Origin of the sequence: Octadecabacter sp. SW4 (genome assembly GCF_008065155.1) — a bacterium.
In the GTDB taxonomy this organism is placed as follows: domain Bacteria; phylum Pseudomonadota; class Alphaproteobacteria; order Rhodobacterales; family Rhodobacteraceae; genus SW4.
The window spans coordinates 234,078-256,547 of the sequence record NZ_CP042819.1 but is presented as its reverse complement, the minus strand read 5'-3'; the positions used below and the strand labels follow the sequence as shown (position 1 = coordinate 256,547).

Here is a 22,470-nt window from a genome sequence, read left to right as displayed (position 1 = left end):
ACTCACACCACTCACTCACAAGCACGGGCCAAGCACTATTTGAAAGGAAATTTCATGTTCTACCGTGACGAGCGTCTGGCGCTCTTCATTGACGGGTCGAATCTCTATGCCGCCAGCAAGTCACTTGGCTTTGATATCGACTATAAACTACTGCGGGCCGAATTTATGCGACGCGGCAAGATGCTGCGTGCCTTTTACTACACGGCCTTGCTGGAAAACGACGAATATTCGCCGATCCGTCCACTTGTCGACTGGCTGCATTACAACGGCTTTACGATGGTGACCAAACCGGCCAAGGAATACACAGATTCGATGGGCCGCCGTAAGGTCAAGGGCAACATGGACATTGAATTGGCCGTAGACGCAATGGAGCTGGCCGCGCATGTCGATCACATCGTGATCTTCTCGGGTGACGGTGATTTTCGTCCGCTGGTCGAAGCGCTTCAGCGCAAGGGCGTGCGTGTTTCGGTCGTGTCCACGATCCGCAGCCAGCCGCCGATGATCGCCGATGAACTTCGTCGTCAGTGCGATAACTTTATCGAGCTGGACGAGTTACGTGATGTCGTCGGGCGCCCCCCGCGCGAGCCGCGCCCCGAGGAAGCCACCGAAATGGTCTCACAAGACGATTGAGCCAGCAAAGCCCCGCCAATCGCGCGGGGCTTTGCTTTGACGTCACCGCTCGTTGATCAGGTTGTGCTGGGCGATAACCTCGGCGGGCCAGTTGCTTTTGATATAGCCCAGAACCTCGCGGATTTCCGTGTCGGTCAGCACGTCACCAAACCCGCTCATATCGCTTTCATAGCCATTCCCGACCACAGCTGCCGTGCCCACTTTGGTGATTTCGATCAGTTGCTCGTCGGGGTGGTGCCAGGTATGGCCGTCTTCGTCATGGGGCGGGGCAAGCGCGCGACCTTCGGGCGTGCGGGCCGTGCGCCACTCGGCCTGCCCCTCAAGATTGGCACCGTGGCATGCCGCACAGCTGGCCTCATAGATGGCAGCGCCGCGCGCGACGGCGGCCGCATCATCGTAGGGCAATCCCCCATTCGAGTCAGCGCCACCCTGTCCGGCGACCAAAAAAGCGCCAATCGCAATCGCAATTGAAACGCCGCCCGCAGCTACAATGAGAATCCTGTTCATTGTTCATCCTTGATCATGTTCCTGATCATCATAATCATTTTCCGGTAGCGCGAGCACCATCTATTTACTGAAAAGCAGGTCACCGCTCCGTGATCTCGGGGTCTGGACGGCGCGGTCCAGCGGCACTACCTATGCCACATGACAAAAGCACCCCTCACCTTATATCTGGCCGCGCCGCGCGGGTTTTGCGCGGGCGTGGATCGTGCCATCAAGATCGTCGAAATGGCGCTGGACAAATGGGGCGCGCCCGTCTTTGTGCGGCATGAAATCGTGCACAACAAATATGTGGTCGATGATCTGCGCACCAAAGGGGCCGTGTTCGTCGAGGAGCTTGATGAATGCCCCGATGACCGGCCCGTGATCTTTTCCGCGCACGGCGTCCCCAAGGCCGTCCCGGCCGAGGCCGCGCGCCGTGAGATGGTCTATGTGGATGCCACCTGCCCCTTGGTCAGCAAGGTCCATATCGAGGCCGAGCGGCACAACGAGAACGGCCTTCAGATCATCATGATCGGCCATGCGGGCCACCCCGAAACCATCGGCACGATGGGGCAACTGCCACCCGGTCAGGTCGTGCTGGTCGAAACTGTGCAGGACGTGGCAACCGCTGTCGTGCGTGACCCTGAACGCCTTGCTTTCGTGACCCAGACGACCCTGTCGATGGATGACACGGCGGAAATCGTTACCGCGCTTTATGCCCGCTTTCCTGATATCATCGGACCCCACAAGGAAGACATCTGTTACGCCACCACCAACCGTCAGGAGGCCGTCAAGGCGATGGCACCCAAATGCGATGCAATGCTGGTGGTGGGCGCCCCCAACTCATCCAATTCGCAACGTCTGGTCGAGGTCGGACGCAAGGCGGGCTGCGCCTATTCGCAACTTGTCATGCGGGCTGAAAACATCGACTGGCGTGCGCTGAACGGGATCACATCGGTCGGTATTACTGCGGGTGCCAGCGCCCCCGAGGTGCTGATCAATGAAGTGATCGACGCCTTCCGCGACCGCTATGATGTGACCGTCGCGATGGTCGAGACTGCCACGGAAAACGTCGAATTCAAAGTGCCGCGCGTGTTGCGGGAACCTGCGTGAATCGCGCCATTTCCAGGTCCTTCGCCTGGCTTGTCCTTTGAGGTCAGAAGCCTGCATGATCATACCCAAGGACAAGATTTGCCTGACGTTCGATCATGATTCCGAAGGGGCTGAGCGAATTTATAGTGACGCACTTCCAGACAGCCGCATGGGAGGCCTGACCCCCGACAAACGGCAGGCTCTGTTGCACCCGAACAACAGCGCCAACACGTTGAAACCCTTGCACAAAGCATCGCCAATCTGACTGGAACACTCTGATGATCACATTGCATTTCTTTGTCACCGCCATTGCCCGCGGCGCGGTAAAACGCGCATGAGGCATATTCCCCGCTCTGCCCTGATCCTTGGCCTGCTGGGCCTGCTGCCCTTCCTGTTGGGCGCAGTGATCAATCTTGGCTGGCTGACGACCGGCATGAGTGGCCCAAACGCGGGCGGATACTGGCAGATCATCCCTGCTGACGGGCGGGTAATGATGATCCGCTATGGCACGATCATCCTTGCATTCATGTCCGGCATTCTTTGGGGGTTTGCCACACGGGCAACCGGAACAATGCAGGCCTCGGGCTATGTTTTGTCAGTGATTCCCGCACTTTGGGCGTTTTTCATGATCAGCGGCGGGCCGGTCAGCATGGCGTCAAACCTGCTGATCGGCTTTCTCGGGCTGCTGATTCTGGATTGGCATTTCTGGCGTTACGAATTGGCCCCTCCGTGGTGGATGCATTTGCGGGTGCTGCTGACCGTGGTTGTCGTGGCTTGCCTGTTGACGGTGGTTTTCTGATGCCTGACGCCAGGACGATCGCGTTCTACGGCACCGCCGCCGAAAGCGACGCCAACCTGACAGACCGTGGCACACCCGGTGCCTTGCTCACCTTAAGGCCAGCATTGCCGTGCTGGGTCTGCTTCAGCCGCTGACCGTCCAGAAACGCGACGGCAAATACGCCGTGCTTGCCGGGGGCCAAGCGCACCACCCGCGATATGCTGCGCTGCCAGGATGGAGGGAGCGCGCATGCGTTATTGAAATACTACCACCGCGTCACCTGCATTTTCACAAATCTCCACAACCGCTTGCGCTTCTTTGACGCTGCGCCCGACCGGTTTTTCCAGCGGACCACGTTTGCCTGCTGTAGCCAGCACTGAAATGACGCCATGCCGGACGTTTGGCGGTGTGGCAACGATTGCCTTGAGCTGGGCCGCATCCATGAGCGCAGAAAGGCCGAAATGTGGTTTTGCGATCATGCCTGCGCCAGCCCATGCCACGCCCACGCGTTTTGATGCGCTCGAGACCGGCATCAGTAGTTCCAAGCCGTTCCGTCCTGAAGCCGGACAATTGGGTGACTGCCCGCTTTGTATTCATATTTTTCGGCTTCAATTTCGTCGAAATCGACGCCAAGGCCCGGTGCGTCGCTGACAAAAACCATCCCATCTTCCATGACATGATCGGACGGGAACAATGCGCCGCATTCCGCAGTAGCCAAAACAAGATATTCCTGAATGCCAAAATTTGGAGCCCAAGCGTTGAGGTGATGTTGCGCGGCCATAGACACAGGTGAATGACTTGGTGCGCCGTGAAAGCCGGTGCGCACGTGATGCAGCGCCGCCAAATCGACGATGCGTTTCACAGGGGTAATTCCGCCCGCATAGGTCACCGCGACACGAATGAAATCGATCAACTCGTCTTCAATCAGTTTGTTGCAATCCCAGATCGAATTGAAAACTTCGCCGATGGCGATTGGCGTCGTCGAATGCTGGCGCACAAGACGCAATGCGTCCTGATCCTCGGCCGGCGTTGGGTCCTCTAGCCAATAGAGGCCCACGGGTTCGACGGCTTTCGCAAATTCCGCCGCCTCGCGGGGCAGCAAGCGGTGGTGAACGTCATGGAGAATCTTAAGCTCTGGCCCGAACCTGTCGCGAATGTCGGCGAGCGCGCCGGGCATGTACCGCATATAGTGATCGGTGTCCCAGACTTCGGTCTTGGGGATAATGCCACTAAAATCTGTGATGAAATCCTTGTCTGCGCCCTTCTGATCAGGCACTGCGTAGCTCGCCGTTGGCATCCCCGGGATACCGCATTGCACCCGCACTGCCCTATAGCCTTGGTCCAGATACCGCGCGACTGAATCCATCAGATCAGGCAGATCAGCACCTGCGGCATGGGCGTAGACCAAGGCTCCTTCGCGGCTTTTGCCGCCAAAGAGCTGGTAAAGCGGCATGTTCGCCAGCTTGCCCTTGATGTCCCAAAGGGCCATGTCGATGGCACCGAGCGCGGCCATGGCGATAGGGCCGCGCCTGAAGTAGGCACCGCGATACAGGAACTGCCAGATGTCTTCGCTTTGGCGAGGGTCCATGCCAATCAAGTTGGGGATCAGGTAATCCCGAAGATAGGCCGCAGGCAGCGTTTCGCGATTGTTCAGCGTGGCATCGCCAAGGCCATAGATGCCCTGATCGGTCATGATCTTGAGCGTGACGTAATTCTTCCCCGGGCCGCCGACAAAGACTTTTGCGTCGGTAATTTTCATGGCTTTAGCCCCCTCTCGTGGTGGTGAATGGGCGGCGCATCTGCCCAGCTCGGCGCGTCGCAGTAAATTGCTGTGATCCCTTGGTGCTGTGCGCCTTGCGCGAAGGTCGGATCGGGCGGCACTGCCTGACCGCGTAGATCGCGCAAGCAATAGTCGGCTAATACATGCCAACGGTATTCGGTATCAGCCAGTTCAGCATACGCCAGACTCGCTATATCCAAAGGCTTCGGATGTTCACGCCGACCCGATCCATCGTGCAGCGATAAGGGGCCGACGCCGTAATGCCCCTCCATATAAATCGCACTTTTGGTTCCGTAGCCCACGATATGATCGTCATGAAACCATGGTGTTGATCCGCCGCATTTGAAAAGGACGAAAACAGGCTTCGGGTCCAAGTCCGACTTTTGCCGCGAAGTAACGGTATAGGACCATTCCCCACTGCTTTCGCCCCACTCCAGCAATGGATCATCTAGGTTTTCGGGGATGAATGCGCACCGCTTGGTGAAGTCATGAACGCTGGCAACCCTGGGCGCCCGCCCCGGATCGTCGCGCACGTCCCCCGCGATGTCCAGGATGTCACCCCCGATCAGCGCCTGCGCGATGCCCTGTTTGATCGGAGGGTATTGGGCACCTGCCGGCATCGCGCGTGGGACAACATCAGGCTCTAGCTCGACCAGGGCCGCGGCCCAATTCGTGCCTGCATTTAGGATCGCCATGTCCGCCGCGTGACCCATTCCCGTGAACCCCGTCCCCGCACTCAAGACTTGGTTACTTTCCAAGGCCTTAGCGCCCTAACCATCCGCCATCTACCGGCAGCGTGGCACCCGTCACATATCGCGCAGCCCGGCCTGCCAGAAACGTAACGGCGCCAGCGATATCCTCGGGTTCTGCCCAACGACCCATTGGAATACGGTCAAGGATCGCCTTGTTGCGTTCGGGATCATTGCGTAGGTCGGTTGTGTTGTTGCTCATGACGTAACCCGGTGCGACCGCATTCACTGTGATCCCTTTTGCTGCCCATTCGTTAGACAGAATTTTCGTAAGCCCGGCCACCCCGCTCTTGGATGCGGTGTAGGACGGCACACGGATGCCGCCTTGAAATGACAGGAGCGAGGCAATGTTGATGATGCTGCCGCCCTGCCCCTTCGCGACACGTGACTTGGCAAAGGACTGGCTGAGGAAGAACACTACCTTCAGATTGATATCCATGACCGCGTCCCAGTCTTCTTCTGTGAACTCAAGACTGTCGTTGCGGCGGATGATGCCGGCATTGTTCACCAGCGTATCAATGGGTCCGAATTGCTGCTCTGCCTCTTCAAACGCGGCTTGTGCGGCTGCAACCGTTCCCAAATCAGCCCGCACGGCGCTCGCCGTGCCACCTGTTGCGGCCGCCTTTGCCAGCGTTTCGTCCATGGGCGAGCGTCCGACCGCAATGACGTGGCAGCCGTGGCGCGCCAGATCGACGGCAATCGCCTGACCGATGCCAGTATTGGCCCCTGTCACGAAAGCCCTTGTATCATTCAAAGAAAATCGGTTCATCGCACTCTCTCTTTTGATGTTATGTTTCGCGGTTGTCATGCAGCGACGTCAAACTTTTTCCAGTCACCACGCCAAAGACGACGATGAAATGCCGGGAATTTTATGACTTCCTCCCACAAAAACAGGGACAATATCCAAAAGGCTGACAGATCGAAATACAGAACAAGAAGGGCGGTCGCTGGCACGCGAAACGCCCACTGTGACCAGATGAAGATGTGCATCACATACACGGTATCCCCCGCCGCACGCAGTGTGTTGCCACAGATCGCATTGGTGGCGCGGGGAAACTGGATGACCATCAGGATCGGCAGAAACCCAAACAGGATCGCGCGGGTCTCACGTTCAAGGTTCGGGTAAATCCAGTCGAGCGACAGGCCCATGATCAGAAACGCCGCCGATACAATGCCCGCAGCTACAAATGCGCCAAGCCAGGCGCGCGACAGGAAGCGGTCGAGCACGTCCTCAGGGGTGCGCTTGCCAAGCAATTGGGCAACCAAGATGCCGGTCGCTTGGGTCCACTGCATCGCGATTTGCCCGGCCAACATGTTCCACGGCGCGATGAGCGTCAGCGCCGCAAAACTGTTGAGCGCCATTCTGGCGTAGATCAGTGAACACAAATGCGTCGAAAGCGTCGCGCTGACAAAGGTTGCAGCGATCGGCAAGGCAAACTGAATGTGCCGTTTAAGGGTGGACACAAATGTATCAAGGTGCCACCCCACGACACGAAGCAAGTGCCCACTCGTGCGAAATAAAAGAACGCTCCAAAACGCGGTTTGAACGGTGATCGCGATGGCGCTGCCAAGAGCGGCGCCAGCCACGCCAAGCGCCGGGAAACCCCAATATCCATGGATCAAGACGATGCTGCTGGTGACGTTGATAGGGACTGAAAGCAGATACCCGTAGAGGGGCAGTTTACTGCGGCTACAGCCATTGAAGAAACTTGCAATACACTGGCCGATTGCCTCGCAAAGGATAACAACGGTGAAGATCAACAGATAGGTCTGCGCTTGACCGGCGATCTGGGTTGATGGGGCCAGTGCAGCGATCACTACCTCGCCCCAGACCAGGATCATGCCAACGCCGACTACGCCAATGCCGAGGCTGACAGTCAGCCCCGCAACCAGCACGGATTTTAGAAAAATCGGATTTCCGCCGCCGAACGCCTGCGCGGTGCGGATCTGCATTGCATGAGAGAAGGCGAAGATAAAACCCAACACAATCCCGCCAAGGGCCGCCGCCAGACCCATCGCGGCAAGTGCTCCTTCCCCTAAGGACGATAAAAGGAAGCCATCAATCACAACGGTCCCATGAAGGAAGATCGCCCGCAGCGTCATAGGCCACGCCAGAACAAACACCTGCCGTGCGCCGGGACCGGCCTCAGCCTCTGCATATTCTGTCGCTGTGGTCATGGACCGGTTCCGTATTTGGGCGCGCGTTAGGGGCAGGCCATCAAATAGGCCGGACCCGTTCTAGGAGCTTGCGCTCTCAAAGTAATTTGCGTTCGTCGCGGTGATCCGCGCGATCGTGCCATCAAGACGCGAAAGGTGCTTTTGACCTGCGGCGATTGCGGCCTCTGCATCATGCGAAATGATCGCGTCGGCGATCGCCTTATGGTCCTCGATCAGTTCGGGCATGCGCTGCTCTTTTTCGATGCCCAGCATGCAGAGCCGGTCGACTTTCGCCTTTTCCTCAAGGATTACATCAAACGCATAGTCCACATGCGCGATATCGCACAATATCTCATGAAAGGCATAGTCAAGCTTGCCAAAACGCTCAACATCCTTGGCGGCAACCGCTGCTTTTTGCTGTGCCAAGGCATCGCTCAACTGTGCCGCGCCTGCACTGTCGCAATGGGCTGCGGCGCGGCGCAATACCTCTTTTTCAATAGCGGCCCGAATGAACCGAGCCTTTTCGATCTGGCGCAATGAAAACCGCCGGACCTCGGTCGCCCGCTGTGGCCGGATCAAAAGCAAATCCAGGTTTGCCAGCCTGCTGAAAGCATCACGTACAGGCTGCCGCGACACACCAAACTGCGCTGCTATTTCGGCCTCTGAAATACGATCCCCAGGCTTGAGCTTCAGAGTCACAATTTGCTCATGCAGATTGTCAAAAACATCATCCACGCTCGTGCGGCGTTCGTTTTGAGCGATTGACTGTACCATAATTAGAAACCCTTTCGACCCCACCGGTGATACCTGAATATCAGGAAATAAACTAGTATACTAGACTGGCATTTGAGATGAGCTACTAGTATACCAGAGGGGATGATGTGATTCGTTCATGTCGATTGGCCCGGTTGGGCTGCACCTGGGGGAGGGGACATTGTCCGGTGTAAATCTCAGTGGTATCGTAAAGGCATATGGGGCTTTGCAGGTCGTCCACGGGATCGACTTGAATGTCGAGGAAAAGGAATTCGTGGTGTTGGTTGGCCCGTCGGGCTGTGGAAAATCAACCACCTTGCGGATGATTGCGGGTCTCGAGGAAATCACGGGTGGTGACCTTACAATCGATGGCCGCCGCATGAACCGGATCGCCCCCAAAGACCGCGACGTGGCGATGGTTTTTCAGAACTACGCGCTCTATCCGCACCTGAATGTGGCCGACAACATGGCCTTCGGATTGCGTATTCGAAAGATGCCCAGGGCCGAGATCAAGACCACGATCGACGATGTCGCCGAGATCCTCGGCCTGACCCCTTACCTTGATCGGCGCCCCGCAGATTTGTCAGGCGGGCAGCGGCAGCGTGTCGCCATGGGCCGTGCCATCGTGCGTCACCCAAAGGTGTTCCTGTTTGACGAACCGCTGTCGAACCTTGACGCCAAGCTTCGCACACAGATGCGCGCAGAAATCAAACGATTGCACAACAGGCTTGGCGTGACATCGGTCTACGTAACGCATGATCAAGTCGAGGCAATGACCCTGGCGGACCGGATTGTCGTCATGAATGACGGCAGGATCGAACAGGTCGGAACGCCGATGGAATTGTTTAACGATCCCGCCAACATTTTTGTGGCAGGTTTTCTGGGCTCTCCGCCAATGAACCAGATGAAGGGGACGCTAACCGAAAACGGGGCACAGATCGGCAGTGCTGAGATCAGGATTGACGGGTCCACGACTGGGCAGGCGGGGCGCGAAGTGATCGTAGGTATCCGCCCCGAACATGTGACCCTGTCTGATGAGGGAAAGTCGTCGGCGCTCCCCATCAATCTCGATCTTGTTGAACCGCTTGGTTCAGAGGCGCTTTTGCATGCCCGCAGTGGTGAAGACAGCCTTGTTTTCAAGGCTGACACTAACGGGGATATTGCCCATCTGTCAGGCGTTGCCACGGTGTATGTGCCGACACATTTGGTGAAACTGTTTGACGCCGAGACTGGCCATGCCATGAAGTTGGGGGCCTGAGTCGATGTCTGACCGCAATTCCGACGTTGGAGGTTCCCCAATCGAAGAAGTGGTCGTCAAGGCGTCCGAGGCCTTGCGTGACCGAAAACAGACCCACGCGGCCGACAAGAACTGGGTCCGCCTTTATGATCATTTCAAGCGCGAATGGCAGATCTATGCGATGCTGTTGCCAACGATCATCTGGTTCCTCGTCTTTCTCTATAAACCGATGTACGGACTTCAGATTGCCTTCAAAGACTATTCGATTTTCAAGGGCGTCGCGAATAGCCCATGGATTGGATTCGAGCATTTCCAGACGCTTTTCTCGAACGACCAATTCCTTCGAGCGGTGCGCAACACGATAGCCATCAGCTTTTATAATTTGTTGTTCGGCTTCCCGGCACCGATCATCCTTGCGCTGATGTTCAACGAGGTTTTGCACGCGACATACAAACGTACGGCGCAGACCATCGTTTACCTGCCGCACTTCATCTCATCGGTGATTATTGCTGGTATCGTCATCACCGCATTTTCGCCCACCGCCGGTATCATCAACACCATCCTTGGGTGGTTTGGGATGGATTCGATCTACTTCCTAACCCAGCCCCAATGGTTCCGACCGATCTTTGTCGGGACGGGAATCTGGCAAGAGGCCGGCTTCGGTTCCATCGTATTCCTTGCCGCCATCGCGGGTGTGAACCCGTCGCTCTACGAAAGCGCTGTCGTCGACGGCGCGAACCGTTGGCAGATGATGTGGAAGATCACAATTCCCTCGATCCTGCCAACCATCCTGATCATGCTGATCATTCGGATTGGCAACGTCATGGAGGTTTCATTCGAACTGGTGATCTTGCTCTACCAGCCATCGACCTATGAGACGGCTGACGTGGTGAACACATGGATTTATCGTCAGGGCCTTCAATCCGGTCAATACGATCTTGCCGCCGCAGGTGGGTTGTTCAACGCCGTCGTCGCCTTCGTTTTGGTCATGACCGCCAATACCTTGTCACGCCGCTTCTCGCGCACTTCGCTCTGGTAGGAGGATCAAGCAGTGATGAATTGGAACCTCTATTCAAACGGCGACAAATTCTTCGCCATTGTGGTGTCAGTCCTGATCGGCCTGTTCACAGTCGCCACGCTGTATCCGTTTATCTATATTGCTGCGGTGTCATTCAGTTCGGGGTTTGCAGCGCAAGCAGGTAAAGTGGTGCTGACGCCAATCGATGCGACGCTTGAAGCCTACGGGTACATTGTGTCTGATCCGCAGTTCTGGATCAGCTACGGCAATACGTTCATCTATACGATTGGCGGCACTGTCATGAGTTTGCTGTTTATCGTGCCTTGCGCCTACGCTCTGTCGCGCCCGCAGCTCAGGGGTCGTCGGTTTTTCAACCTCTTTATCGCCTTCACCATGTGGTTCAACGCGGGTCTGATCCCGTTCTTTCTGAACATGCGCGATCTGGGGCTTTTGGACAGCATGTTCGGCATTATCCTTGGTTTTGCGATTAATGCCTTCAACATCATCCTCCTGCGCAACTTCTTTGAATCCATTCCGCAAAGCTTCGAAGAAGCCGCTCGCATGGACGGGGCCAACGATTTTCAAGTTCTTTGGAAGGTGTTCATCCCGCTATCAAAGCCAGCCATTGCGACGATCACATTGTTCCTTATCGTCGCGCGTTGGAACGGCTTTTTTTGGGCCATGGTGCTGCTGCAATCTGAAAGCAAAATCCCGTTGCAGGTGTTCTTGCGCCATACAATCTCGAACCTCAGCGACGATGATGAATTTGCCATCGTTCAGACAGCAGCCGGGTTCAGTGCGGAAACCGTTACCGCAGCCATTATCGTATGTTCGATCATCCCGGTGCTGATCGTCTACCCGTTCGTTCAGAAATACTTTGAGAAAGGCATCCTTCTAGGGGGTGTCAAAGAATGAAAACGCAAATGGGAGGAAATCAAATGCGCAAATTGAGCCTAGTGGCGACCCTACTTGTAGGGAGTGCTATTTCAACGCCCGCGTTTGCGGACGGTCATCTGAGGATTGTCGATGAACCTCTGGAACTGACGATCCAGATGAACCACGCACGCTATCCTATCTACGAAGAAACCTGGCCGGTTGAGCAGGCCGCCCGAGAGCTGACAGGTATCCATCTGATAAACGACACTGTCGGCGCCAACATGCGGACGGACGAAAACACGGGCCGCACCGAGGCGCTGAACTTGATGCTGGCCTCTGGCAACGTCCCCGACATCGTTGGCTCCAGCCGGATCCGCGACTTTGTGAACCAGTATGGCCCCGAAGGTGCGTTTGTGCCGCTGAACGATCTGATCGCAGAACATGCGCCAAATATCGCAGCCTATTACGCGGAACGTCCCGACATCGAGGCCGCCGTCAAGGCTTCCGATGGTCAGATGTATTACATCCCCTATCTGCCCGATGGTAAATACGGCCGCGCGTATTGGATCCGCACAGATTGGCTCGACGCGCTTGGTCTGGATATGCCTGAAACGGTCGATGAATACGAAGCAGTCCTGCGCGCCTTCAAGACGCAGGACCCCAACGGCAATGGCATCGCGGATGAGGTGCCATTCTTCGCGCGTCAGTGGCCCGAACTCATCCGTCTGGTGACACTCTGGGACGGTCGCGCGCACGGTTCCGACACCTACCACGACTTCTTGGTTGAAGACGGCAAAATTGGCCATGGCTATATCGGTGAAGGCTACCGCGACGGTATCGCCAACCTTGCACGCTGGTATGCAGAAGGCTTGATCGACGCTGAAATCTTCACGCGCGGTTCTTCTGCACGTGATTTCTTGCTGTCGGAAAACCTTGGCGGGTCAACCCATGACTGGTTCGCCTCCACCTCTGGCTACAATCGCCTGTCGTCCGAGATCGACGGCTTTGCGTTCGAGGCCTTCTTGCCGCCAGCGTCCCCATCCGGGCGCCGTATCGAAGAACACCGCCGTATCCTCGTCAAGCCGGACGGTTGGGCCATTGGTTACACCAATGAGAACGTCGTTGAGACGATCAAGTATTTCGATTTCTGGTTCACCGAAGAGGGCCGCCGCCTGGCCAACTTTGGCGTCGAGGGCCAGCAGTATGAAATGGTCGATGGTGAGCCGATCTTCACTCAGGAATTCCTGGATGCTGGTCCGGTGAACCGCTCGCTTTATCAGGTGGGCGCCCAGCTTCAGGGCCGTGGTTACTTCCAGGATTACGACTATGAAATCCAGTGGAGCAACGAGTTCGCCCTTGAGGGCATTGCCCTTTATGACTCCGGCGACTACCTGATCCCTGACTTTCTGGGCGTGGCATTCACGGCTGACGAACAGCAGGTCTACGACCGCACATGGAGCAGTATTCGCGACTACATGCTCGAGCGTCAGCAAAGCTGGATCCTTGGCAATGGGGACGTGATGGCCGATTGGGACGAGTATATCGCCACGCTCGACGAGATGGGCATGCAGGAGCTGCTGGTTGTTATGCAGTCCGCCTACGATCGTCAGTACGGCGTAAACTGAATCTTATCGCCGGGGCGGCAGTTTCTGTCGCCCCTCGCATTTTGTTCCAACTTCATTCTGTGGGATTCCTGACCGATGCCGGCCACTTCTCTTCCTTTGCTTGATGAACCCAAGGCAGGCCGACTGACTATTCAGTATAGCCCGACCGCCGACACGGAAGTCACCGAGAACCCACCCCGTTTCATGTGGATTCCAGTGCTCGATGACGACGCATGCTATGTGATGCGCCTGTCCACCGATCCCAAATTCTCGAAGGGGAAAACACTGGTCTTCGAGGGCCTGCCGCTGAACTTCTTTACGCCCGGCACCACGCTGGAACCCGGCACCTATTATTGGTCTTATGCTACATGGGGCGCCGACACTGGCGCGCCATCCAGCAGTTGGAGCAGCAGCCGCAGCTTTAGTATCGGTGATGGGCTGCCGGAAACGCCGCTACCTTCACGTGCGGAGCGGTTGTCAAACGTCGCGATGGATCACCCGCGCCTTTGGATGACAAACGCGCGGCTGAGTGATTTCAAGGACGCCGTCAAGGCCGACCCTGATCACTGTACCTGGTCCACATTCTACGAAAAGTCCGTACTGCCGTGGATGGATCGCGACATCCAGTGCGAACCTTCCGGATACCCGAACCATCAGCGCACGGCCCCCATCTGGCGGCAAACCTATATTGATCTGCAAGAGGTCTGGTACGCGATCCGCCACCTCGCCATCGGGGGCAAGGTTACCGATGACGCCGAGATGACGGCCCGCGCCAAACAGTGGCTGCTTGAGGCAGCAAGCTGGGATCCGATGGGGGTCACATCCCGCGCCCACACGGACGAATGGGCCTATCGGGTGTGCAATGCTTTGGCGTGGGGATATGACTGGCTTTATGACGACCTCAGCGAGGAAGAACGCGCGACCGTTCGGGCGGCCCTACTGGAACGCACCCGCGATATTGCCGAACATGCGATCTTGAACGCCAAGATTCACCTTTTCCCATACGACAGTCACGCCGTGCGCTCAGTTTCGTTGTGCATCGTGCCCTGCTGCATTGCACTGTTAGGAGACGATGAGGACGACGAGGCGCGCGATTGGCTCAACTACTCCATTGAATTCCTGATGACAGTCTATTCGCCCTGGGGTGACGCCGATGGGGGCTGGGCCGAAGGCACCAATTACTGGATGATGGGCATTGCATACCTTATTGATGCAGCCAACCGGCTGAAATCCTATACCGGGATTGACCTCTATAAACGGCCTTTCCTGCAAAACACAGGTGACTTCCCGCTGTATTGCAAGGCGCCCAACACCCGTCGTTCCACGTTTGGCGATGATAGCACGCAAGGCGACCTGCCCGCGATCAAGACCGGCCTGAACATGCGCCAATTTGCGGGCGTGACCGGAAAGGGTGAATACCAGTGGTATGCCGACGAAAACCTGGCCACCAATCCTGGCACAGAAATGGCGTTCTATAACTGGGGCTGGTGGGACACCAATTTCGATGAATTGGTTTACCAGACAGATTTCCCCATGGTCGAAGCCACGCCCCCAAAGGGTGGTCTACGTCACTTCAAAGGCATCGGCTGGGTTGGTGCCCAACATGCGATGGACGACCCCGACAACCACATTCAGTTTGTATTCAAGTCGTCCAGATTCGGATCTGTCAGCCATAGCCACGGAGATCAGAACGCATTTTGCATGGCCGCCTATGGCGAAGATATGGCTATCCAATCTGGCTACTATGTTGCATTCAATTCCAGCATGCACCGGAATTGGCGCAGGCAGACCCGATCGAAGAACGCCATTCTGATCAATGGCAAAGGGCAGTACGCTGAAAAGGATAAGTCCAAGGCCTTGGGGGCGACGGGCAAGATCATCGCTGCCGAACAGCGCGACGATCACATCTTCATTCACGGTGATGCGACGCCGGCGTATCAAAGCCTGTCCCCCGAAGTGACCCGCGCGGAGCGCGAAATCTACTTTGTGCGCAATTCCTATTTCGTGATCGTCGACAAGGTGGACGCCGAAACCCCTGTTACGGTTGAATGGCTCTTGCATGCCAATAATCCGTTCGACCTGGGCAAAACGTCCTTCCGCCATAGCGGAGATCGCGCGGGGTTCTATGGGCAGGTTGTCTGGTCCGAAGGCGGCAAGCCAAACATCACGCAGAAGACGGAATTCACTGACGTCGACCCTGAGGATTACCAAGGCTTGCACGTCAGCACCTGCCTTACCGCGCAGTATCCCGCGGCAACCCGCCACCGCTTCGCAACGCTCCTTGTGCCCTACAAGCTCGATGCCCCGAGGAGGGTTTTCAATTTCATGGACGATCAAGGTTATGACGCAGATCTCTATTTCACCGACCCGGATGAACACACGTTCAAAATCGTCATGAAGAAACTCGCAAACAGCTGAACAGGACATGGATTACGATATGACCATCAAAAACCACTTCCCCGGACAGGAGAATACGCTGGAGACCGTTGTCGATGGCCTGTCACGCAAGATTGCGGCCTACAACGACAACCTGATGATCGTGGAAGTGCATTTTGAGGCTGGCGTCACGGCCCCCCTGCACCACCATATCCACGAGCAAATCACCTACGTGATGTCCGGCAAATTCGAATTCACCGTGGGCGACAAGACCTACATCGTGGGCGCTGGTGACTCGCTTTACAAACAACCCGATATTGAACACGGGGCCACCTGCCTGGAAGCAGGCACACTGCTGGATGTCTTTACACCACACCGTGAGGATTTCCTGTGACGCCCCCCAAACACGCAACGGAGCAATCATCATGACTAAACCCGTCATCGGCTTTATCGGCCTCGGCCTTATGGGCGGCAACATGGTCGAGAACCTGCAAACTCGCGGGTTTGAAATGGTTGTGATGGGGCGCAAACGGCCCGTTATTGATGCGGTGACCGCGCGCGGAAACGCACGCGAGGCCGCAACCCCCAAAGAACTAGCCGAAACCTGCGACATCATCATGCTATGCGTCACAACCTCTGAAGTCGTCGAAAGCCTCGTCTATGGCGATGATGGCATCTTGGCGGGGGTAAAGCCGGGGGCGGTTCTGATCGACTTTGGCACCTCGATCCCGGCTTCAACCCGCAAAATTGGCGCGGATTTGGCTGCTAAGGGTGCTGGCATGATTGATGCGCCTCTCGGGCGGACGCCCGCCCACGCCAAAGATGGGTTGCTGAACATCATGGCGGCCGGCGATAAATCGACCTTCGACAAGGTTAAGCCCGTGCTGGACGAACAGGGCGAGAACGTCTTTTATCTTGGGGCGCTCGGTGCCGGACATGTCACCAAGCTGATTAACAATTTTATGGGCATGACAACCGTCACCGCCATGAGCCAGGCCTTTGCCATCGCTGACCGCGCGGGCGTAGACCGTTCTCAGCTGTTCGACATCATGTCTGCCGGTCCATCAAATTCACCTTTCATGGCGTTCTGCAAGAAATACGCGGTGGACGGTATCAGCGACCTCGGCTTTTCAATCAACAACGCCAACAAGGACTTGGCCTATTTTTTGCAAATGGCTGAGGACATGGGCACCCGCGCGCAGATTGCAGAAGGCACTTCAAGCAACCTTCAAGCCGCAGTCAACGCCGGTATCGGGGGCGGAAACGTCCCCGAGATTTTTGACTATTTCATGACGCTAGAGAAGTAAGTCAGCGTGCGTTTCGCGCGGCGGACACAACGGGAAGGATCAGTATGAAACTTGTAGGGAAAACGGCAATCGTCACGGGGGGCGGCCGGGACATCGGCGCCGCAGCAGCCAAAAAACTCGCCGCCGAAGGCGCGAAGGTGGCGATCAGTTATTTCGAAAGCTCCAAAGGCGCCGACTCAGTCGTGACCGAGATCGAAGCAGCGGGTGGTCAGGCGCTGGCGGTTCAGGCCGACCTGAACACGCAAGGCGGCGTCGACAAACTGGTCAATGCAGCGATTGATGCATTTGGCAGCGTGGACGTGCTGGTGAACAACGCGGGCGGCTTGATTGCACGCAAGACCATTGCTGAAATGGACCTGACGCACTGGAACAATGTCATGACGCTGAACCTGACAAGCACTTTCATGATGACCAAGGCCTGCCTCGCGCATATGAAAAGCGGTACAATCGTGAATCTCGCGTCTCAGGCCGGTCGTGACGGCGGTGGCCCCGGTGCAGTCGCATATGCCACGTCCAAGGGTGCAGTCATGACCATGACCCGCGCGCTTGCTAAAGAGCTTGGCCCTAACATCCGTGTCAACGCGCTGTGTCCCGGCATGATCGATACGGACTTCCACAATATTCACACGCCCGACGCAGGTCGCAAAGGGTTCGAGGCCAACGCTCCGCTAAAGCGACAGGGCCATGTGGATGATGCGGCCAACCTCGTGTTATTCCTCGCGTGCGACGACAGCGCCTTCCTGACCGGGACAAATATCGACATCAACGGCGGCATGCTGTTCTCGTAGAAAGGAACGGACATGCGCGTTCTGGCGATTGGCGAATGTATGGCCGAATTGGCCCCATCAGATACCGACGGCGATTTCCGCTTGGGTTTTGCCGGCGACACGTTCAACACCGCCTGGTATCTGGCCCGCTGTGCGCCCGATGTGCAGGTATCCTATCTGACGGCCGTCGGGGATGATCCTATCTCTCAGAATATGTTGACGTTTATGAGTGACAGCGGGATCGACAGCCGGTTTGCACAGGTGTCTGGTGGCAAGACCGTCGGCCTCTACCTGATTTCTCTGGACCACGGGGAACGCAGCTTTTCCTATTGGCGCGGGCAGTCAGCGGCAAAGACGCTGGCGGATAATCCGGCGGCATTGGGCGACGCGATGGCGAGGTCCGATATTATCTACTATTCAGGCATCACCTTGGCGATCCTTGCACCTGAAGGTCGTGCAACCCTACTTGGCGCATTGCGCAAGGCGCGTGCTGCGGGCAAAACCATCGCATTTGACCCCAACCTGCGCCCGAAACTCTGGGCTTCGGACAGCGAAATGACGCAGGCCATCATGCAGGGTGCAGCGGTCAGCGACATCGTCCTGCCATCTTATGAAGACGAGGCCGAGTGGTTCAATGATACCAGCCCGCAAGCCACTGCAGAGCGTTATCTTGCAGCAGGGGCGATGACGGTTGTTGTAAAGAACGGTGTCGGACCGGTGTCATATGCCGACGGAGAATTTCGCGGGGATGTCGCCGTGACCCCCGTGGAGCGCCCTGTAGATACGACCGCCGCAGGCGATAGCTTTAACGCCGGCTTTTTCGCGCGCCACGCCGCTGGAGATAACATCGTTGACGCAATCGCCCACGCCTGTGCGCTCTCGCGAGCTGTTGTGCAGCGGCGCGGGGCTCTTGTGGCGGTTGATCCGGCTTGCTTGTCTCGCACCACAGCCACCTAGAAAGACATTCGAATGCCCAATCCATCGCCTGAGAATGAAGTCATCCTGTCCGGCAAAACGCTTGATCAGCTGGCAAGGGCCAGCACGGCGAGTGTCGCGACGCTGCTGTTCAAGCGCGGCTATCACAACGCATATATTCAAGGCACCTATCCGCTGAATGCTGATGCCAGGACCATGGTCGGCCCGGCCTATACATTGCGATACATCCCGACACGACCTGACACCGATCCATTGGATGCATTTCGTGAACCAGACCATCCACAGCGTGTCGCTGTGGAAAACTGCCCTCAGGGCGCTGTGCTGGTGATGGACTGTCGCCAGGATGCATCTGCTGCGTCTGCCGGGTCGATCCTGTTGACCCGGTGTCAGATGCGCGGCGTCGCGGGCGTGGTCAGCGACGGGGGGGTTCGAGACGCGCGTGGTGTCGCCGCCTTGGACATGCCTGTCTTTGCCGCCAAGCCCTCCGCCCCGACGAACCTCACCAAACACCACGCCGTCGACATCGGCCTGCCGATTGCCTGTGGCGGTGTCGCAGTCTATCCCGGTGACATCCTTGTGGGCGACGGGGATGGCGTGATGGTGATCCCTCGCCATCTGGCCGATGAAATTGCATCCGAAACCGTTGAGATGGAATTGTTTGAAGCATTCGTCATGGATCAAGTCCAAGGTGGTGCCTCGATCCGTGGGCTCTATCCTCCTACGGATCCCGAAACGCTGATCCGCTACGCGGCGTGGAAGTCCAACCGCAGGGACGGCGTCTGACGCGTAAAACATGGTCGCTGGTTCAACAATACTGGACCCGCTTTAGTTCCATAATAAATTGGGCAGTGTCATTGAAATGGCCGGGACGAAGGTGATCAGCATGAGCGCCACAAATATCGCCAGATAGAAAGGCCAGATCGTGCGAATGGCTTTCTCCATCGGGAGTTTCCCAACGGCACAGCCAACGAAAAGACAGGACCCAACGGGCGGCGTGCACAGCCCAAGGCCCAAATTCACAAGCAGAATCATACCAAATTGCACCGGATCAATTCCTAACGCGTAGGCGACAGGCAAAAAGATGGGTGTGCAGATCAGGATCAGCGCCGCCATGTCCATAATCATGCCCAGCAAGAGCAGCACGGCGTTGATCATCAGCAGGATAAGGATCGGGTTTTCAGTAATCCCAGTCAGCAGCCCTACCATTTTGGTCGGGACACGATAATACGTTAGCATATAGGCGAACGCAGCCGCGCAAGCGATCAGGATCATGACCATCGCCGTCGTCTTGACCGATTGATTGACCGCAACCTTGAAGTTTTCCCAAGTGATCGAACGATAGACAAGAAGCGTCACAAGAAAGGCATAGATGACGCCAAAGGCGCCGGACTCCGTCACTGTGAACACGCCTGACAGGACGCCGCCCACGATGATAACCGCGGTCATCAATCCCGGGATTGCGCCGATAAAGGCAAACATTAGTGCATTCCAACCGGGAAATTGCTCTGCCTGGTAGCCGCGTTTGACCGCTACGATGTAGGCCGCAACCGCAAGGCAAACACACATCAAGATACCTGGCACGACGCCCGCCAGAAACAGCTTGGAAATTGAAACCGCACCACCGGCTGCAATGGCGTAAATGATCATATTGTGGCTTGGCGGGATGATGATGCCCGCGATGGATGACGTCACCGTGACGTTGACCGCATAATCCGCGTCATACCCTTTGTCTTTCATCACAGGGATCAAGATTGACCCCAAGGCAGATATGTCGGCAATAGCGGAGCCTGAAATTCCGCCAAATAGCATCGACGAAAGGACGTTCACAATGCCAAGCCCGCCCCGCACGGCCCCAACGGCGGCTTGCGCAAACTTCACAAGACGGATGGCGATACCGCCATGGAACATCAACTCACCGGCGAAGATGAAGAATGGGATGGCCAGCAGCGAGAAGACGTTAATGCCCGAGATGATCCTTTGAAAGCCGACCATGAGGGGCAGGCCTTCGAACCAGAACGCTCCGATTGCGGCGATGCCCAAGGCAAAGGCGACGGGGGTGCCGATCGCAACACATAAGGCAAAAATGCCCAAAAGAAGCGCTAGTCCCATAAATCAGGCCCTATTCGATGCTGTCGACGCGTGTGTCGCGCCCAAGAAGATGCCGGGTCAAATGTCCAAGCGAGAAAATCAGGATCATGCCGCCGCAAATCGTTAGGGGCAGCGACCGCAGGCCCTCGGGCCATTGAATAAGCGGGATGAGCGAGTTCCATTTGAACATCGTCAATTGACCGCCGTACCAAAGCATCAGGCCGCCAAAAATCGCCAAGAATGCATCCGTCATGATGACCAGAACAGACCGGATTCGGGTGGATACGATGTTACGCAAGATAACGACGGAAAGGTGGGTGTTTTCGTAGACACCAATTCCCGCGCCAAGGAACGCGATCAGCATGACCAGCAACAACGACAGCGGGTCAACCCATGTTGGCGTGTCATTCAGGACGTAGCGACCGAAGACCTGATAGCCCAACAAGAGCGTCATCGCGACAAGGGCGACCCCGGTTATGACGCGGCAGACCTTAACAATCCCGCGAAAGACACTGTCGATAGGGCCAAGACCTGTCTGCTTTTCTGGCGCGTCAGTCATCCGCTGCGATCCTTGTTGAATTGATGGCACCCGGCGTTATTGCCGGATGCCATCGTGGTTTATCTATTGTGGATCACTCGGTTGATTGAGCAAGATCTACGAGTTCCGCCATGCTTGGGTTGGCGGCAAGATAGTCGGCATACACAGGCGCCATTGCAGCTTGGAACGGGCCTTTGTCGGCGATTTCGTTGATCTGAACACCAGCGGCTTCAACAGCTTCGCGGCTTGCCAGTGTCTGCGCTGCCCATAGCTCGCGCTGGTAGACGGACGCTTCTTCGGCGGCGGCCACAACGGCGGCTTGCATGTCCACCGACAAGGCCTCGAACTTGGCCGTGTTCACGCAGATACATTCTGGAATGATCAGGTGCTCAGACAAGGAGTAGAAGCCCGCGACTTCAAAGTGGCCAACGGATTCAAACGATGGCAGGTTGTTTTCTGCACCATCAACAACGCCCGTGCTAAGCGACTGGTAAACCTCAGAGAATGCCATTGGGGTGCCGTTGCCGCCCATGGCGTTCACCATACCGGTGAACAGATCGTTGTTCATCACCCGGATTTTCATGCCGACGATGTCATCTGGCGAATTAATTGGACCAGTATTGTTATAGAAAGAACGCGCGCCAGCATCGAACCAACCGATCGGCAGGATTCCCGCTTCGCCCATTGCGCTGGAGATTTTATCGCCTGCTGGGCCTTCCATGACGCGGAACATGTGGTCAACGCTGCTGAAAATGAAAGGAAGGGAAACAAGGTTTGCTTCTTTTACGATCGGGCCAATTGGACCAAGGTTGAAGTTACCAACGTCGATCGCACCCAGCTGCACTTGCTCTAGCGCGTCCGGCTGACTGCCAAGGACACCGCCGTTAAAAACTTCGACGCTGATTTCGCCGCCGGTCTTTTCGGCTACCAGTTCAGCAAAGCGTTCCATCGCAGCGGTGTTGGGGTGGCCGTCGGTATGGATGTTCCATGCCCGCCAAACTTCGGCGCTGGCAGCTGATGTGATAAGGGCCAACGCCGTCGCGGTGCCCAGAATGGTCTTTGAAATCGATAGATACATTGTTCTCTCCCAGAGTTCATAATTTGGTGCGTGTTTAGATATGCAACCGTTCCTCCACGATCATTGGCTGCACCACGTCGGCCATTTTGCACCCTTTAGGTTTCTTGGCCTACCATCAATTGGAGACTAGTATCCCAGATTTGTCAAGTGAGTTGTAATCTGTTAGTTTCAGTGATGAGAAGTTAACGTTTGTAGGGCTGAACGACACGACCAGCACACCGCC

The 22,470-nt window shown here is 56.5% G+C and carries 23 protein-coding genes and 1 pseudogene; 14 read left to right on the top strand and 10 right to left on the bottom strand.

The window, feature by feature from the left end:
* Positions 1-54: 54 nt before the first annotated feature.
* Complete coding sequence (locus FTO60_RS01260) at positions 55-630, top strand: NYN domain-containing protein (protein ID WP_148054268.1); 576 nt, start codon at positions 55-57, stop codon at positions 628-630.
* Positions 631-672: 42 nt separating this feature from the next.
* Here FTO60_RS01260 and FTO60_RS01255 read toward each other — a convergent pair whose 3' ends face one another.
* Positions 673-1,137: a cytochrome c gene (locus tag FTO60_RS01255; protein WP_148054267.1), complete on the bottom strand. Its 465-nt coding sequence runs from the start codon at positions 1,135-1,137 to the stop codon at positions 673-675.
* 138 nt (positions 1,138-1,275) lie between these two features.
* On the opposite strand from FTO60_RS01255, the gene ispH reads away from it, so the two are divergent.
* The 3 genes and pseudogenes from ispH to FTO60_RS18000 form a co-directional block, all read left to right on the top strand.
* Positions 1,276-2,226, top strand: coding sequence for a 4-hydroxy-3-methylbut-2-enyl diphosphate reductase (gene ispH / locus FTO60_RS01250; protein WP_148054266.1), 951 nt, complete (start codon positions 1,276-1,278; stop codon positions 2,224-2,226).
* 313 nt (positions 2,227-2,539) lie between these two features.
* A complete protein-coding gene (locus FTO60_RS01245) occupies positions 2,540-3,004 on the top strand; it encodes a DUF3429 domain-containing protein (protein WP_148054265.1) in 465 nt (154 codons plus the stop codon).
* A 52-nt stretch (positions 3,005-3,056) separates the two neighbouring features.
* Positions 3,057-3,212, top strand: a pseudogene (locus FTO60_RS18000) (ParB N-terminal domain-containing protein); the annotation flags it as partial.
* A 25-nt stretch (positions 3,213-3,237) separates the two neighbouring features.
* Here the strand turns inward: FTO60_RS18000 and FTO60_RS01240 are convergent.
* The 6 genes from FTO60_RS01240 to FTO60_RS01215 all read right to left on the bottom strand — a co-directional run bounded on the left by FTO60_RS01240 (position 3,238) and on the right by FTO60_RS01215 (position 8,443).
* Positions 3,238-3,528 (bottom strand): Gfo/Idh/MocA family oxidoreductase, encoded by a 291-nt coding sequence (locus FTO60_RS01240; protein ID WP_148054264.1) that lies wholly within the window; start codon positions 3,526-3,528, stop codon positions 3,238-3,240.
* Complete coding sequence (manD, locus tag FTO60_RS01235) at positions 3,516-4,742, bottom strand: D-mannonate dehydratase ManD (protein ID WP_148054263.1); 1,227 nt, start codon at positions 4,740-4,742, stop codon at positions 3,516-3,518. The genes FTO60_RS01240 and manD overlap by 13 nt, the downstream gene beginning before the upstream one ends.
* Positions 4,739-5,383: a hypothetical protein gene (locus FTO60_RS01230; RefSeq protein WP_197738507.1), complete on the bottom strand. Its 645-nt coding sequence runs from the start codon at positions 5,381-5,383 to the stop codon at positions 4,739-4,741. Before FTO60_RS01230 ends, manD begins: the two co-directional genes overlap by 4 nt.
* A 142-nt stretch (positions 5,384-5,525) precedes the next feature.
* Positions 5,526-6,281: a 2-dehydro-3-deoxy-D-gluconate 5-dehydrogenase KduD gene (kduD, locus tag FTO60_RS01225; protein WP_148054262.1), complete on the bottom strand. Its 756-nt coding sequence runs from the start codon at positions 6,279-6,281 to the stop codon at positions 5,526-5,528.
* Positions 6,282-6,316: 35 nt separating this feature from the next.
* Positions 6,317-7,690, bottom strand: coding sequence for an MATE family efflux transporter (locus FTO60_RS01220; protein WP_148054261.1), 1,374 nt, complete (start codon positions 7,688-7,690; stop codon positions 6,317-6,319).
* Positions 7,691-7,750: 60 nt separating this feature from the next.
* Positions 7,751-8,443, bottom strand: a complete 693-nt coding sequence (locus FTO60_RS01215; protein ID WP_148054260.1) for a GntR family transcriptional regulator — start codon at positions 8,441-8,443, stop codon at positions 7,751-7,753.
* Between the two features lie 160 nt (positions 8,444-8,603).
* Here FTO60_RS01215 and FTO60_RS01210 point away from each other — a divergent pair, with 160 nt between their 5' ends.
* From FTO60_RS01210 to FTO60_RS01165, 10 genes are all read left to right on the top strand, one after another.
* Positions 8,604-9,680: an ABC transporter ATP-binding protein gene (locus FTO60_RS01210; protein WP_148054259.1), complete on the top strand. Its 1,077-nt coding sequence runs from the start codon at positions 8,604-8,606 to the stop codon at positions 9,678-9,680.
* 4 nt (positions 9,681-9,684) lie between these two features.
* On the top strand, positions 9,685-10,698 hold the full coding sequence (locus tag FTO60_RS01205; RefSeq protein ID WP_148054258.1) for a sugar ABC transporter permease: 1,014 nt from the start codon (positions 9,685-9,687) through the stop codon (positions 10,696-10,698).
* A gap of 15 nt (positions 10,699-10,713) precedes the next feature.
* Complete coding sequence (locus FTO60_RS01200; RefSeq protein ID WP_254696853.1) at positions 10,714-11,592, top strand: carbohydrate ABC transporter permease; 879 nt, start codon at positions 10,714-10,716, stop codon at positions 11,590-11,592.
* Complete coding sequence (locus FTO60_RS01195) at positions 11,589-13,178, top strand: extracellular solute-binding protein (RefSeq protein ID WP_254696852.1); 1,590 nt, start codon at positions 11,589-11,591, stop codon at positions 13,176-13,178. Before FTO60_RS01200 ends, FTO60_RS01195 begins: the two co-directional genes overlap by 4 nt.
* Positions 13,179-13,361: 183 nt before the next feature.
* Entirely contained in the window at positions 13,362-15,575 is a 2,214-nt protein-coding gene (locus FTO60_RS01190; protein WP_302849697.1) for a DUF4962 domain-containing protein, read from the top strand.
* 19 nt (positions 15,576-15,594) lie between these two features.
* Positions 15,595-15,927: a cupin domain-containing protein gene (locus tag FTO60_RS01185; RefSeq protein ID WP_148054255.1), complete on the top strand. Its 333-nt coding sequence runs from the start codon at positions 15,595-15,597 to the stop codon at positions 15,925-15,927.
* Positions 15,851-16,840: an NAD(P)-dependent oxidoreductase gene (locus tag FTO60_RS01180; protein ID WP_368074255.1), complete on the top strand. Its 990-nt coding sequence runs from the start codon at positions 15,851-15,853 to the stop codon at positions 16,838-16,840. The genes FTO60_RS01185 and FTO60_RS01180 overlap by 77 nt, the downstream gene beginning before the upstream one ends.
* 44 nt (positions 16,841-16,884) lie before the next feature.
* Positions 16,885-17,628, top strand: a complete 744-nt coding sequence (locus tag FTO60_RS01175) for an SDR family NAD(P)-dependent oxidoreductase (RefSeq protein ID WP_148054254.1) — start codon at positions 16,885-16,887, stop codon at positions 17,626-17,628.
* Between the two features lie 12 nt (positions 17,629-17,640).
* Positions 17,641-18,564: a sugar kinase gene (locus tag FTO60_RS01170; protein WP_148054253.1), complete on the top strand. Its 924-nt coding sequence runs from the start codon at positions 17,641-17,643 to the stop codon at positions 18,562-18,564.
* A 12-nt stretch (positions 18,565-18,576) separates the two neighbouring features.
* Entirely contained in the window at positions 18,577-19,326 is a 750-nt protein-coding gene (locus FTO60_RS01165) for a ribonuclease activity regulator RraA (protein WP_148054252.1), read from the top strand.
* 42 nt (positions 19,327-19,368) lie between these two features.
* Here FTO60_RS01165 and FTO60_RS01160 read toward each other — a convergent pair whose 3' ends face one another.
* The 3 genes from FTO60_RS01160 to FTO60_RS01150 all read right to left on the bottom strand — a co-directional run bounded on the left by FTO60_RS01160 (position 19,369) and on the right by FTO60_RS01150 (position 22,247).
* On the bottom strand, positions 19,369-20,652 hold the full coding sequence (locus FTO60_RS01160; RefSeq protein WP_148054251.1) for a TRAP transporter large permease: 1,284 nt from the start codon (positions 20,650-20,652) through the stop codon (positions 19,369-19,371).
* Positions 20,653-20,662: 10 nt separating this feature from the next.
* The gene (locus FTO60_RS01155; RefSeq protein WP_148054250.1) at positions 20,663-21,190 is read right to left on the bottom strand and encodes a TRAP transporter small permease; all 528 of its coding nucleotides are present in this window, start codon (positions 21,188-21,190) and stop codon (positions 20,663-20,665) included.
* 73 nt (positions 21,191-21,263) lie between these two features.
* Complete coding sequence (locus tag FTO60_RS01150; protein ID WP_148054249.1) at positions 21,264-22,247, bottom strand: TRAP transporter substrate-binding protein; 984 nt, start codon at positions 22,245-22,247, stop codon at positions 21,264-21,266.
* Positions 22,248-22,470 lie beyond the last annotated feature (223 nt).

Excerpts from the sequence above, each read along its gene's own strand:
- FTO60_RS01260 (WP_148054268.1), top strand. The coding sequence starts at position 55 with ATGTTCTACCGTGACGAGCGTCTGGCGCTCTTCATTGACGGGTCGAAT.
- FTO60_RS01255 (WP_148054267.1), bottom strand. The coding sequence starts at position 1,137 with ATGAACAGGATTCTCATTGTAGCTGCGGGCGGCGTTTCAATTGCGATT.
- ispH (WP_148054266.1), top strand. The coding sequence starts at position 1,276 with ATGACAAAAGCACCCCTCACCTTATATCTGGCCGCGCCGCGCGGGTTT.
- FTO60_RS01245 (WP_148054265.1), top strand. The coding sequence starts at position 2,540 with ATGAGGCATATTCCCCGCTCTGCCCTGATCCTTGGCCTGCTGGGCCTG.
- manD (WP_148054263.1), bottom strand. The coding sequence starts at position 4,742 with ATGAAAATTACCGACGCAAAAGTCTTTGTCGGCGGCCCGGGGAAGAAT.
- FTO60_RS01230 (WP_197738507.1), bottom strand. The coding sequence starts at position 5,383 with ATGCCGGCAGGTGCCCAATACCCTCCGATCAAACAGGGCATCGCGCAG.
- kduD (WP_148054262.1), bottom strand. The coding sequence starts at position 6,281 with ATGAACCGATTTTCTTTGAATGATACAAGGGCTTTCGTGACAGGGGCC.
- FTO60_RS01220 (WP_148054261.1), bottom strand. The coding sequence starts at position 7,690 with ATGACCACAGCGACAGAATATGCAGAGGCTGAGGCCGGTCCCGGCGCA.
- FTO60_RS01215 (WP_148054260.1), bottom strand. The coding sequence starts at position 8,443 with ATGGTACAGTCAATCGCTCAAAACGAACGCCGCACGAGCGTGGATGAT.
- FTO60_RS01205 (WP_148054258.1), top strand. The coding sequence starts at position 9,685 with ATGTCTGACCGCAATTCCGACGTTGGAGGTTCCCCAATCGAAGAAGTG.
- FTO60_RS01200 (WP_254696853.1), top strand. The coding sequence starts at position 10,714 with ATGAATTGGAACCTCTATTCAAACGGCGACAAATTCTTCGCCATTGTG.
- FTO60_RS01195 (WP_254696852.1), top strand. The coding sequence starts at position 11,589 with ATGAAAACGCAAATGGGAGGAAATCAAATGCGCAAATTGAGCCTAGTG.
- FTO60_RS01190 (WP_302849697.1), top strand. The coding sequence starts at position 13,362 with ATGTGGATTCCAGTGCTCGATGACGACGCATGCTATGTGATGCGCCTG.
- FTO60_RS01185 (WP_148054255.1), top strand. The coding sequence starts at position 15,595 with ATGACCATCAAAAACCACTTCCCCGGACAGGAGAATACGCTGGAGACC.
- FTO60_RS01175 (WP_148054254.1), top strand. The coding sequence starts at position 16,885 with ATGAAACTTGTAGGGAAAACGGCAATCGTCACGGGGGGCGGCCGGGAC.
- FTO60_RS01170 (WP_148054253.1), top strand. The coding sequence starts at position 17,641 with ATGCGCGTTCTGGCGATTGGCGAATGTATGGCCGAATTGGCCCCATCA.
- FTO60_RS01165 (WP_148054252.1), top strand. The coding sequence starts at position 18,577 with ATGCCCAATCCATCGCCTGAGAATGAAGTCATCCTGTCCGGCAAAACG.
- FTO60_RS01160 (WP_148054251.1), bottom strand. The coding sequence starts at position 20,652 with ATGGGACTAGCGCTTCTTTTGGGCATTTTTGCCTTATGTGTTGCGATC.
- FTO60_RS01155 (WP_148054250.1), bottom strand. The coding sequence starts at position 21,190 with ATGACTGACGCGCCAGAAAAGCAGACAGGTCTTGGCCCTATCGACAGT.
- FTO60_RS01150 (WP_148054249.1), bottom strand. The coding sequence starts at position 22,247 with ATGTATCTATCGATTTCAAAGACCATTCTGGGCACCGCGACGGCGTTG.